Genomic DNA, 11785 nt, shown 5'->3' with positions numbered 1-11785 from the left:
CGATGGCGGTGCACGCCACGGTCGCAAGCCGACGTGTCAGGTTACCGGCGGACGGTCCCCGACGGGGACTCGGCGTGTGTCAGTCCGCCTGGAGCACCAGGCGGGGGCCCGGATCGGCGGACAGCGGGACCTTGTCCCGCTGCAGCATCCACGACGCGATGCTGTGGAACAGCGGGGCCGCGGACATGCCGCCGGTCCCGTCGGCGCTGCGTTGCGGGGCGTCGAGCATGATGCCGATCACGAAGCGCGGATTGTCGGCGGGCGCGATGCCGGCGAACGTGATCCAGTAATTCGAGTTCGAGTAGCACTTGCAGGCGGGGTCGACCTGCTGCGCGGTGCCGGTCTTGCCGCTCACCTGGTACCCCTCGACGCCCGCCGAGGCGCCGGTGCCCTGCTGGTACCCCATCGGGTCGCGCTGGGTGACCGCGCGGAACATGTTCCGCACGGTGGCCGCGGTCTGCGCGCTCACCACCTGGACAGTGTCCGGTGTCGTCGTCTCCGTGCGGTTGCCGTCGGCGTCGACGGTGGCCCGCACGATCCGTGGCGGAATCCGGACCCCGTCGTTGGCGATCGCCTGGTACATGCCGGTCATCTGCAGCAGGGTCATCGAAAGGCCCTGTCCGATGGGCAGGTTCGCGAAGGTGCCGCCCGACCACTGGTCGCGGCTGGGCACGTCGCCCGCGCTCTCGCCGGGCAACCCGACGTCGGTGCGCTGGCCGAGCCCGAACCGGCCGAGCATGTCGGCGTACCGGTCCTCCCCCACCCGCTGCGCGAGCATCAGGGTCCCGACGTTGGACGACTTCCCGAAGACACCGGTCGTGGTGTACGGCGCGACCCCGTGGGCCCAGGCGTCCTTGACCGACACGCCCGCCATCTGGATCGAGCCCGGAACCTGCAGGACCTCGTCGGGTTTGGTGAGCCCGTACTCGATCGCGGCGGCGGCGGTGACGATCTTGTTCACCGAGCCCGGCTCGAACGGGGTACTGACCGGCAGGTTTCCCATCTCGGCCTTGGGGTTGTTGCCCACGCCGACGGCCGGGTTGAAGGTGTTGTCGTTGGACATCGCCAGCACCTCGCCGGTGTGCGAGTCCAGCACCACCGCGGACGCGTTCTTCGCGCCGGAGAGGTCCTTGGCCTGCTGGACCTGCTGCTGCACGTAGTACTGCAGGTCGGAATCGATGGTCAGCTCGACGCCCGACCCGTTGACGGCAGGCTGCTTGTCGCGCCAGCTGCCCGGGATGACGGCGCCGTCAGAGCCGCGGTCGTAGGTCTGCGAACCGTCGGTGCCCGCCAGGGTCGAGTCCATCGAGTCCTCGAGGCCGAGCAGTCCGTGACCGTTCCAGCCGGTCGCGCCGACCATGTTCGCGGCCAGCGCGCCGCCGGGGTACTCGCGGATGTCCTGACGCTCGAGACCGACCTCCGGGAAGTCGTCGACGATCTTGGCCGCCACGTTCGGGTCGACACTGCGCGCCAGGTACTCGAAGGTCTCCTTGCTCTTCAGCTTGGCGAGCACGTCCTTCTCGGGAGCGCTGTCGCCGAGCTTGTCGTGAATGCCCTTGGCGATGGCGGCGAGCCGATCGTCGACCTTGGCATCCTTGCCCGCCTTCTTCGCCGCCTCCTCGATCTCCTTGCGCACCTTGGGCGGCTGGAAGGTCAGCGCCTTCGCCTCCATGGTGAACGCGATCGGGTTACCGTGCCGGTCGGTGATGGATCCGCGGGTGGCGGGTTCGATCATCGTGGTGGAACGCTGGTTGGCGGCCTCCGCGGACAGCGCTGGCGCCTTGACGCCCATGATCCACATCAGCTGGAGCACCGCGATGCCGAGTACGACGAACATGCCGATCCGGCCCGTGCGGTACCGGAACCGGAAGGACGAGGTGTCCTTGGGTCGGGCGGTACCGCGCTGGGCCGGACGTATGCGGGGTGGAGCAGCGGAGGGACCTCGGGTCACCGCTGACCGCCCGCGCTACCTGCCTGTCCCGAGGTCGTGCGGGGCTGGTTCATGGGAACCAATTGTTCACCCTGCGAGGGCAGTAGCGGCTGATTGGCTGCCAGCGGCGCGCCGGGGCGCGACGCCCCGGTCGTCGGGGCGCCTGCGCGCGCCGTCTGCGCAGGCGAGGCCGGGTTGGCGACCGGGCGACCGGCGTTCGCCTGGGTGTTGCCGGGCTGCTTGTTCAGCGGCGGCACCGGTGCGCCCTGCGCCGGGGTCGGCTTGCCGACGACCTGAACCCCGCCGCGGTCGTCGACGACGAGTCGGGCGACGTCCTTGGCCGGGATCATGCCGAGGTCGGCGGCCTTGCGGGCGAGCTCCGGCGCGGACGTCGCGGTCTGGTAGTCGCGCTCGAGCGCGGCCCGCTGCTCGATCAGGCTCTGGTTGTGTGCCTTCGCCGCGCTGAGCTTGTACGAGTCCTCCGCCGCGCGGGTGGTCAGCAGGAGCGTCACTGCCAGGCCGACGGACAGCAGCCCGATGATGCTGGCGACGAACGGAATCCGCGCCTTGAACGAGCCCCGCTTGACGACCTCCGCCGCGTTGTCGGTCGACGCACGCTGGCTGCGCTTGGCGTAGGCCCGCTGAGCGGCAGTCTTCTTCGCGGACTTGGCGGGGGCGTTCGACCGTGACGGGATGGTCGCGGGCGCGCGGCCGTGCACCTTCGGCCGAACGGTCGACGCACCACTGCGATCACGCACGGGAACTGTCATGCCGTCACCCTCCTCGAAATCCGTTCGGCGCTCCGCAGTCGGACCGGAGCCGACCGGGGGTTGTCCTCGATCTCCTGCGCGCTCGCCCGTTCCGCACCACGGGTGAGCAGTTCGAACTCCGGCCCCATCCCGGGGAGCTCCATCGGAAGTCCCTCCGGGCTACGGGATTTGGTGCGCGGGGTCAGCTCCTGCTTGACCAGACGGTCCTCGAGCGACTGGTACGACATGAACACCACCCGCCCCCCGACCGCGAGGGCGTCCAGCGCGGCGGGGATCGCGGCCCGCAGCGAATCGAGTTCGCCGTTGACCTCCACTCGCAGCGCCTGGAAGGTGCGCTTGGCCGGGTGACCACCGGTGCGGCGGGTCGCGGCGGGGATCGCGGCGTAGAGCACCTCCACCAGCTGCGCGCTGGTGGTGAACGGCTCGATCTGCCTGCGCCGCAACACCTCCGAGGCGATTCGTCCGGCGAACCGCTCCTCGCCGTACGTGCTCAGCACGCGGGCGAGTTCGCCGTGACTGTAGGTGTTGAGGATGTCGGCCGCGGTAAGGCCCTTGGTCGGGTCCATCCGCATGTCGAGCGGCGCGTCCACCGAATAGGCGAAACCGCGGTCCGCCTCGTCCAACTGCATCGACGAGACGCCCAGGTCGAACAGGATGCCGTGCACCGACTCGACCTGATCGAAGCCGGCCAGTTCCAGTGCGTCGACGATGCCGTCATACCTGGTGTGCACCAACGTGACTCGATCACCGAACGGGGCGAGCCGCGCACCGGCGATCTCGAGCGCCGCGGGGTCTCGGTCCAGGCCGATGAGCTGCAGTCCGGGGTAGGTCCGGAGGAAGTGCTCGGAGTGGCCGCCGAGGCCGAGTGTCGCGTCGATCATGACCGCGCCTTCGGCATCGGGCGACTCACGAGTCAGAGCGGGACCGAGAAGTTCGTCGGCGCGGCCGAGCAGGACCGGGATGTGGCCGAACTCGCCGGAGGATGGGGACGGGGTGACCTCGTCGTCCACGATTGCTACCTCCGGGTCTTCGTTCGTGGCTGCGGATGCTGACGATCCTGGGAGGGGAAGTGGGGGCGAATGCCTCGAGGTCCCTGTCCGATGAGCCGGACCTGGCGCTGGGGAAGTGCGTCAGGGTCGGCGTCGGGCAGAGGCCTCGCGGCACTCGCCGAAGCGGTGGGTGCGCTAGAGGATCTCGCTCAGTGGCTCGGATCTTGCTTGGGAATAGCTCTCTTCGTTCTCCTCCGAGTAGGTCTGCCACGCCTGGGCGTCCCAGATCTCGAGGAAGTCGACCGATCCGATCACCACGCACTCCTTGGACAACCCGGCGTAACGCCGGTGGTCCGCGGAGAGGGTGATCCGCCCCTGGGCGTCGGGATGCTGCTCGTCGGCGCCGGCCGCGAGTCCGCGCACGAAGGCCCGGGCCTCCGGGTTGCTCCGCGATGCGGCGGCGGCTCGTCGCGCGAGTGCGGCGAACTCTTCTCGGGGATACACCGCGAGGCTGTGGTCCTGCCCTTTCGTGACCATCAACCCTCCCGCCAGTGCATCGCGAAACTTCGCGGGCAACGTCAGTCGCCCCTTGTCGTCGAGCTTCGGCGTGTAGGTACCGAGAAACACTCTCGACACCTCCCACTGCGTATTCCGAACTTCGATGGATCGAATTTCGAACGCCCTATGCCCTGCGGTTCAACTTCCCAACCGCTGCGCACCACGTTACCCCACTTTGCCCCACTTTCAAGGACAACAGGCGGTGAAGTTCGGCCTGTCGCAGGTGAATCCGCAGTTCACAGCGGTGACGCAAGGTGGGGGAAAAGTTGTGTGGCCTCGGCCACGGCGGCCGGATTCGGCCGCTCACGAGCCCGCAACGCCGTTGAACTCCCAGGTCAGCACAGAGAGCCACGGACACCGACCCCTCAGAGGGGGGAATGTGGGGCGAGGCGGGGGCACACGAGGCATGCCCGGGAACGAGAACGGCGCGGCACCTGTCGGTGCCGCGCCTGTCGAACCGTGGCTGCTCTCGGACCGTCCGAGCGGACGGGGCCGAAGCGAGCTACTCCTGCTCGAACCTTCTCTTGAACCGATCCTCCATGCGCGACGAGAACCCACCGCCGGCCTTACGGCCGCCCGAGGGCTTGCCTGCACCCGATCCCGATGCGGGACCGGACTTCTCGTCTCGCACTGCCGCGTGGCCCTTCTTCGTTCCTCCCATGAGGAACAGGACCCCGGCTCCAAACATCACAAGGAAACCGAGCAGGCTGACGATCAGGAGCGCTTCCGACTTGGCTGCGAGTGGAATGCCCGCGACAAGTAGGACGAGTCCGAGAACGAAGAGAGCCCCCGCCTGCAGCCGTCGTTTGCTCGAGGCGGCTCGCATTCGGCCTCCCCTCACAGAGGAGGCGAACTTGGGGTCTTCGGCGTAGAGAGCGCTCTCGATCTGATCGAGCATCCGCTGCTCGTGCTCGGAGAGTGGCACGGTACCTCCCCCGGCACTGAAATGGTGGCGGCCGCTTCGTTGGGTCGAAACGACCGGTTGCCGCCGATCGCGACTACCTGCCGTCAATGATACGAGTAGGCGCGACGGCGTACCACCTAGTCCAACAACGAGTTGAGTACCAATTTCCCGAACGCCGCAATCGCGCTGCTAGGCAGACCTCCCCGTCACCGATCCGGGAGCCCGATCGAGACGATTCTCACCGCCGAGATGGTCCTCGACGGCGGTGAGGAATCGAGACACCTCGCGAAAGAATCGATCCGCCTCTTCCGCGGTGACAGTTCGGGATATTCCGGCCTCGATCGCCGCTCTCGTGGCGGAGTGACCGGCGAAGAACTCGGCCCAGGACGCGAGCGCCGGTTCCACCTTCGTCAACTGAACCCAGGCGCTGCGCGAGCCCGATCGCGACCGACGACCGGCGAGCGCCGCGCCCGCCCCTCGCAACGCCGCCAGATAGGCGGCCCGGAACCGGTCGGAGGGGTCACGCGCACCGGCCGCCTCGGCGAGCAGCGAGTCCGCCCGATCGAGCAGGTTTACTCGTAGTGCCATCTTCCGCACACCTCCCGCATGCACAGGGGTTGGCCTTAGGCTCGGCAATCCGGAGAAGCCCGCTTCCCTCGCGCTTCGCCGGATTGCCGACATCGAACATCCGTTCGATGTATTCAATATAGCTGCACCCACCGACACGTCGTCAAGAGAGAGGGTGAGTCCGGTCGACACCAATGCCGCCCCACGACTGGTCGAACTGTCGGCACACGACCTCCGCCGCCGCCTCGACGAGGCCCTCGCCATCTATGTCGAGGCAATGGGATATCCCAGGGGCACCGAGTTCCACCGCGCGCCGATGTGGACCGAACACACCTCTCGGCCCGGCTGGCGCGCCGTGGCCGCCCTCGCCCCCGCCGCACCCGGTCAGCGCGAACGGATGGTCGGCATCGCCTACGGCTACCGCGGCGCCGCGCACCAGTGGTGGCATCAGCAGGTCCGGGACGGCATGAGTCGGTCCGGCGCCGACGACCGACGAATCCACGACGTACTCGGCGACTACTTCGAGCTGACCGAACTGCACGTCTCCCCCCGCGCCCAGGGTCACGGCACCGGCGAGGCGATGCTGCTCGCCCTGCTCGCCGACAGGCCCGAGCGCGGCGTACTCCTGTCCACCCCGGAGGTACCCGACGAGGACAACCGCGCCTGGCGGCTCTACCGCCGACTCGGATTCACCGACGTGGTGCGCCATTTCACCTTCACCGGCGACAGCCGGGCGTTCGCCGTGCTCGGCCGCAGCCTGCCCCTCTGAGCGCCGCGGGCTGCCGATGCAGACCCGTCGGAGCACCCCGCTAGCCTGGCCTGATGATCGACGCGGTGGTGGTGGGTTCCGGGCACAATGCGCTGGTCTCGGCGTGCTATCTGGCCCGGGCCGGCTGGTCGGTGGAGGTGCTCGAGCGCGACACCGTGATCGGCGGCGCGGTCTCCACCGTCGAACGCTTCCCCGGGCACCGGGTGGACCGCGGATCCTCGGCGCACATCATGATCCGGCACACCGGGATCGTCGAGGATCTCGAGCTCGCCGACCACGGACTGCGCTACCTGGACTGCGACCCGTGGGCGTTCGCGCCCACCCCGGCCGGGTCCGGACGTCCGGGCATCGTCTTCCACCGCGACCTGGACCGGACGTGCCGGTCCGTCGCGGAGTCCTGCGGCACGGCCGACGCGCACGCCTACCGCCGCTTCGTGGCGGACTGGGGACCTCGGACCGCATCGGTGATGCGGTCGTTCGGCGGGCCGCCGACCGGCGGCCGACTGGTTCGCTCGTTCTGGGGCCTGGACACCGGCGCCGGCGCGGCTGCGCTCTCGCGCGAGTTCCTGTCCTCCGGGGATGCCTTGCTGGACAACTACTTCGACGACGAACGACTCAAGGCGGCCCTGGCCTGGTTCGGCGCCCAGTCCGGGCCCCCGATGTCCGAGCCGGGCACCGCACCGATGGTCGGGTTCGCCGCGCTGATGCACACGCTGCCGCCGGGCCGAGCGGTCGGCGGCAGCGGCGCCCTGACCGCGGCGCTGGCGTCGCGGCTGACCGCCGACGGCGGGACCGTCGCGCTCGGGGACGCCGTCGTCGAGCTACGACGCAGCGGCAACGGCTGGCTGAGCCGCACCGAGTCCGGCCGCGAGGTGCGGTCCCGGGTGGTCGTCGCGGGCTGCCACATCCTGACCACCCTGGACCTGCTCGACCGGGGCGGTCACGACCGCGCCCAGCTCGACGACTGGCGGCGACGGATCCGGGTCGGACCCGGGATCGGGATGGTCGTGCGGCTGGCCACCGATGCGCTGCCCGCCTATCCGAGCGCCCCCGACGACGAGACCGTCACCTCCGGCCTGCAGCTACTGGTGTCCGACCGCGCCCAGCTGCGGCTCGCGCACGGGTCCGCGCTCGCCGGCGAGCTGCCGCCGACCCCCGCCGTGCTCGCGATGAGCTTCAGCGGAATCGACCCCAGCCTGAGCCCGCCCGGCGAACACCAGGTGACGCTGTGGTCGCAGTGGCACCCGTACCAGCTCAGCGGCGACAGGCGATGGGCCGACCTCGCCGAGACCGAGGGCGATCGGGTGGTCGCCGAGATCGAACGACTGGCACCGGGTTTCGCCGGTTCGGTGCGCCACCGCCTGGTCCAGTCCCCCGTCGACATCGAGTCGGAGATGGGCCTGATCGGCGGCAACGTCATGCACGTGGAGATGTCGCTGGACCAGATGTTCATGTGGCGCCCGCTGCCCGAGCTGTCGGGACACCGGGTGCCCGACGCGGCGGGGCTGTACCTGACCGGCGCATCCACCCACCCCGGCGGCGGGGTGTCCGGGGCGAGCGGGCGGAGCGCGGCCTCGGTGGCACTGTCCGACGCCAAGTTCGGACGACTGCGGCGCGCCCTGCGCCGATGACCGGCCGCCTGGTTCCCGCCGCGCTCGCGGCACTGGCGGTCGCCGCGCAGATCGTCTACCCGCTGGTGCACGGGTCCGCGAGAGACGTCGTGACGGTGGTCGTCGTGCTCGCCCTCGCGGCAGCGGCGCTCACCCACGCCTGGTCCACGCGCGGGGTCCGGTGGACCGCGGCACTGCTCGCTGTCACCGCCGGCCTCGGACTGCTGTCGGAGATCGTCGGCACCGCAACCGGTTTCCCGTTCGGCTGCTACGACTACGCCGCGGACAGGCTCGGCCCGGCGGTGGCGGGCGTCCCGTTGGTGGTACCGCTGGCGTGGACGGCGGGCAGCTACCCGGTGTGGTGCGCGGTCACCCACGTCGTCGACCGCAGCCGTCCACTGGCCCGGGCCGCGCTCACCGCGGCCGGGATCGTGGCGTGGGACCTGTATCTGGATCCGCAGATGGTCGCCGACGGCCAGTGGCACTGGTGTTCGTCGCACCCGGCGCCACCGGGCCTCGAACCGATCCCATGGACGAACTACGCGGGCTGGCTGCTCGTCGCCGCCACGATCGCGGCGACCCTGACCTGGCTGGACCGCCGCCGCGCCGGCCCCGAGCCGAGCCCGGCGGCCGATGCGGTTCCCCTCGTTCTGTTCCTGTGGACATGGCTCGGGTCCGCCCTGGCTCATGCGGTGTTCCTGCCCGAATTGGGGTGGTCTGCGGTGTACGGACTGCTCGGCATGGGCGTCGTCGGCGTGCCGCTGCTCGCGCGCCTGAGCCGGGCTGGCACCATGACCAGGTGCTGACGCCCCGAACCAGTGAAGAACGGTCCCGTGCCCGACGCCCCCGCGCCCGGCTGGCCGCGCTGACCGCTCTGCTGCTGCTGGCCGTCCCGCTGCTCAGCGGCTGCCTGCGCGTCCAGGTCTCGATGGGGGTGTCCCCCAACGACCGGGTGTCCGGCCAGATCGTCGCCGCCGCGGTGCCGGCCAACGACAAGGACAAGGGTCCGCAGCTGACCGCGCCGAACTCCCTGGCCAACAAGATCCGGGTGCAGGACTACAAGCAGGACGGCTACGTGGGCAGTCAGGCGTTCTTCAGCGACCTGACCTTCGGTGAGGTTCAGCAGCTCGGGTCGATGTCCGGACAGGTGGGCAGCGCCCTGCAGCTGAACTTCCAGCGCGCGGGCGACGTGGTGGTGCTCGACGGCAAGGCTGATCTCAAGGCCGTGCCCGACGGCAGCGACGTGCAGTTCAGCGTCGCGTTCCCGGCCCGGGTGGCGACCACCAACGGCACCCGCGACGGCGATTCGATCGTGACCTGGAAGCTGACGCCGGGCGAGACCAACACCATGCGCGCGGAGGTGCGCTACGCCGACCCGAACACCCGCGGTTTCGCCGGCTGGGCGGGCATCGTCACCGGCGTGGGGCTCGGCGTCGCGGTGATCGTCGGCGCCATGGCCTACCTCGCCCGCGATCGCTCGCCGCGATTCGTGCGCACCGGCGGCGCGGGCAAGGACAAGCAGCACGTGTGAGCCGGCCGCTGCGGGTCCTGGTTCGCGCCGGAACCGCGTTGTCCGCGGCCGGTGCGGTCGTCGCGACGGTCAACGCCAGTACCGTGCCGCGGCTGGGCGGCCGGGCCGCAACGACCGAACCGGTCACGGTCTGCATCCCCGCCCGTGACGAGGCCGACACCGCACCCCGGCTGATCGCCGATCTGCGCGCCCAACGCGGCGTCGCCGACCTCCGCGTGCTGGTCCTCGACGACGACTCCACCGACGGCACCGGCGCAGCCGTGCGGGACGCGATCGACGGCGACCCCCGCTTCGTGCTGCACCGCCGCGACGGGGATCCGCCGCCCGGATGGGTCGGCAAACCCGCCGCCTGCGCCCGGCTCGCCGAGCTGTCCGCGGACCGTTCCGGTGTGCTGGTGTTCCTCGACGCCGACGTGCGACTGGCCCCGGACGCGCTCGCCGCGTCCGTCGACGAGTTGCGAACCTCGGGGGCGGACCTGTTGTGCCCCTGGCCCTTCCAGACGGCCGTCACCGCGGCCGAGCGGGCGCTGCAACCACTGCTGTGCTGGTCGTGGTTCGCGACCGCGCCGGTGCCCGTCGCCAATCGCAGCACCCGACCGTCGATGGCCGTCGCCTGCGGGCAGTTCCTGGTGTTCGACGCGCGCGCGTACCGAGCCGTCGGCGGCCACCACGCGGTGGCGGACAGCGTGGTCGAAGACCTCGAGCTGGCCCGGGTCCTGCGGCGGTCGGGCCGGCGGACAGTGGTCGCCGCGGCGGGCGGTCTGGCGCGCTGCCGGATGTACGACGGGCCGGCGCAGGCACGGGCCGGCCACGGCCGGTGGCTGTGGACCGCGTTCGGATCACCCGCCGGCGCGAGCGCGGTGCTCGCCGCGGCACTGACCGCGTACCTCGTCCCTCCCCTGGCGGCGGCGTTCGGTCGCGGCAGCGTCCGCCGCTGGGGGCTGGCAGGGTACGGGTGCGCGGTGGCCTCCCGGCTGCTCGCGCGGCGCACGGAGTCCGGCGGCACGTTGACCGCCCGCGACGGCGTGGACGCCCTCGCGCACCCGCTGTCGGTGATCGGACTGGTCGCGCTGACCGTCGACTCGCACCTGCGACACCGCCGGGGCGGGCACAGCTGGAAGGACCGGCGCCTGGCCGGTTCGGACGCCTAGGTCACCGTCGCGGCCATGCCGAGGTTCGTGAGCACCTCGCTGGTCGCGCGGGCGAAGTTGAGCGTGATGAAGTGCAGGCAGGGGGCACCCTCCGCGATCAGCCGCTCGCTCATCTCGGTGGCCACCTCGATGCCGATCTCACGGACCGCGGCGCGGTTCTCCTCCGGTCCCGTGCCTGCGGCCCGGGTGAGCCGCTCCTCCAGGACCGGCGGCAGCTTCGAGCCCGACAGCTCGAGGCTGCGGCGCGCCGAGCGCAGCGAGGTGATGGGCATGATCTCCGGAATGATCGGTTTCTCGCCCTGCTCGCGGTCGCAGGCGGACACCCGGTCGCGAAGCCGCAGATAGTCGTCCACGTCGAAGAACATCTGGGTGATCGAGTATTCCGCCCCGGCGCGCAGCTTCGACACCAGATACTTCGTGTCGTGGTCGAGGTCGGGGGCGCGGTAGTGCCCCTCGGGGAACGACGCGACCCCGACGTGGAAGTCGCCCATGTCACGAACGAGCCGGACGAGCTCCTCGGCGTACTCGACGCCGTCGGGATGCTTGACCCACTCGCCGAGCGGGTCGCCGGGCGGGTCGCCGCGCAGCACCAAGATGTTGCTGATGCCGCGGTCCGCGTAGGCACCGCACATCGAGCGCAGCTCGTCGAGGCTGTGGCCGACCGCGGTCAGGTGCGCGACCGGCAGCAGCGTGGTGTCCTCGGCGAGCTGTCCGGTCACCCGGACGGTGCGGTCGCGGGTCGAGCCGCCCGCCCCGTACGTCATGGAGACGAAAGCGGGACCGAGCCGCTCGAACTCTCGGACCGCGCGCCACAAACGCGCCTCGGCGTCCGCGTCGCGCGGCGGCGAGAACTCCACGGAGAAGGGGATCCGGCTGCCCGACGACGAGCGGATCCGGTCCACGATCGAGGGGGTACTGGTCACCCAGCCGTCGCTGGACCGCCCCCTGACGGCATCAAATGTCACCGGTCAATCATAGTGGCGGCCGTCCGGACCCTTCCCCGGCG

At 70.5% G+C, this 11785-nt stretch carries 12 protein-coding genes; 5 read left to right on the top strand and 7 right to left on the bottom strand.

Annotated elements, in window-relative coordinates; genetic code table 11:
• Nucleotides 1-79: 79 nt before the first annotated feature.
• From ACFXGJ_RS03720 to ACFXGJ_RS03695, 6 genes are all read right to left on the bottom strand, one after another.
• Nucleotides 80-1918, bottom strand: coding sequence for a peptidoglycan D,D-transpeptidase FtsI family protein (locus tag ACFXGJ_RS03720; RefSeq protein ID WP_378616696.1), 1839 nt, complete (start codon nucleotides 1916-1918; stop codon nucleotides 80-82).
• A gap of 29 nt (nucleotides 1919-1947) precedes the next feature.
• Entirely contained in the window at nucleotides 1948-2700 is a 753-nt protein-coding gene (locus tag ACFXGJ_RS03715; protein ID WP_378616607.1) for a hypothetical protein, read from the bottom strand.
• On the bottom strand, nucleotides 2697-3713 hold the full coding sequence (rsmH, locus tag ACFXGJ_RS03710) for a 16S rRNA (cytosine(1402)-N(4))-methyltransferase RsmH (RefSeq protein WP_378426948.1): 1017 nt from the start codon (nucleotides 3711-3713) through the stop codon (nucleotides 2697-2699). The genes ACFXGJ_RS03715 and rsmH overlap by 4 nt, the downstream gene beginning before the upstream one ends.
• A 171-nt stretch (nucleotides 3714-3884) precedes the next feature.
• Nucleotides 3885-4316, bottom strand: a complete 432-nt coding sequence (gene mraZ / locus ACFXGJ_RS03705) for a division/cell wall cluster transcriptional repressor MraZ (RefSeq protein WP_378616605.1) — start codon at nucleotides 4314-4316, stop codon at nucleotides 3885-3887.
• Nucleotides 4317-4749: 433 nt separating this feature from the next.
• Nucleotides 4750-5172: a DUF3040 domain-containing protein gene (locus tag ACFXGJ_RS03700; protein ID WP_378426852.1), complete on the bottom strand. Its 423-nt coding sequence runs from the start codon at nucleotides 5170-5172 to the stop codon at nucleotides 4750-4752.
• 168 nt (nucleotides 5173-5340) lie between these two features.
• On the bottom strand, nucleotides 5341-5739 hold the full coding sequence (locus tag ACFXGJ_RS03695) for an SAV_6107 family HEPN domain-containing protein (RefSeq protein ID WP_378616603.1): 399 nt from the start codon (nucleotides 5737-5739) through the stop codon (nucleotides 5341-5343).
• A 154-nt stretch (nucleotides 5740-5893) separates the two neighbouring features.
• Between ACFXGJ_RS03695 and ACFXGJ_RS03690 the strand changes: the two genes are divergently transcribed.
• The 5 genes from ACFXGJ_RS03690 to ACFXGJ_RS03670 are packed head-to-tail and all read left to right on the top strand — an operon-like array spanning nucleotide 5894 to nucleotide 10779.
• Nucleotides 5894-6487 carry a GNAT family N-acetyltransferase gene (locus tag ACFXGJ_RS03690; protein WP_378616601.1) on the top strand — a complete coding sequence of 198 codons (594 nt, stop codon included), beginning with the start codon at nucleotides 5894-5896 and terminating at the stop codon, nucleotides 6485-6487.
• A gap of 53 nt (nucleotides 6488-6540) precedes the next feature.
• Complete coding sequence (locus ACFXGJ_RS03685) at nucleotides 6541-8118, top strand: phytoene desaturase family protein (RefSeq protein WP_378616599.1); 1578 nt, start codon at nucleotides 6541-6543, stop codon at nucleotides 8116-8118.
• Entirely contained in the window at nucleotides 8115-8903 is a 789-nt protein-coding gene (locus ACFXGJ_RS03680) for a carotenoid biosynthesis protein (protein WP_378616597.1), read from the top strand. Before ACFXGJ_RS03685 ends, ACFXGJ_RS03680 begins: the two co-directional genes overlap by 4 nt.
• Nucleotides 8897-9628, top strand: coding sequence for an LppM family (lipo)protein (locus tag ACFXGJ_RS03675; protein WP_378616595.1), 732 nt, complete (start codon nucleotides 8897-8899; stop codon nucleotides 9626-9628). The genes ACFXGJ_RS03680 and ACFXGJ_RS03675 overlap by 7 nt, the downstream gene beginning before the upstream one ends.
• The gene (locus tag ACFXGJ_RS03670) at nucleotides 9625-10779 is read left to right on the top strand and encodes a glycosyltransferase (RefSeq protein WP_378616593.1); all 1155 of its coding nucleotides are present in this window, start codon (nucleotides 9625-9627) and stop codon (nucleotides 10777-10779) included. Before ACFXGJ_RS03675 ends, ACFXGJ_RS03670 begins: the two co-directional genes overlap by 4 nt.
• Here ACFXGJ_RS03670 and ACFXGJ_RS03665 read toward each other — a convergent pair.
• Nucleotides 10776-11702, bottom strand: a complete 927-nt coding sequence (locus tag ACFXGJ_RS03665) for a methylenetetrahydrofolate reductase (protein ID WP_378616694.1) — start codon at nucleotides 11700-11702, stop codon at nucleotides 10776-10778. The two genes, ACFXGJ_RS03670 and ACFXGJ_RS03665, sit on opposite strands and share 4 nt — an antisense overlap.
• Nucleotides 11703-11785: the final 83 nt, after the last annotated feature.

It is taken from the genome of Rhodococcus sp. NPDC059234 (genome assembly GCF_042754225.1).
Classification (GTDB): Bacteria; Actinomycetota; Actinomycetes; order Mycobacteriales; family Mycobacteriaceae; genus Rhodococcus_G.
This window is presented reverse-complemented; position numbering and strand designations above follow the sequence as displayed.

Excerpts from the sequence above, each read along its gene's own strand:
- ACFXGJ_RS03685 (WP_378616599.1), top strand. The coding sequence starts at position 6,541 with ATGATCGACGCGGTGGTGGTGGGTTCCGGGCACAATGCGCTGGTCTCG.
- ACFXGJ_RS03715 (WP_378616607.1), bottom strand. The coding sequence starts at position 2,700 with ATGACAGTTCCCGTGCGTGATCGCAGTGGTGCGTCGACCGTTCGGCCG.
- ACFXGJ_RS03695 (WP_378616603.1), bottom strand. The coding sequence starts at position 5,739 with ATGGCACTACGAGTAAACCTGCTCGATCGGGCGGACTCGCTGCTCGCC.
- ACFXGJ_RS03680 (WP_378616597.1), top strand. The coding sequence starts at position 8,115 with ATGACCGGCCGCCTGGTTCCCGCCGCGCTCGCGGCACTGGCGGTCGCC.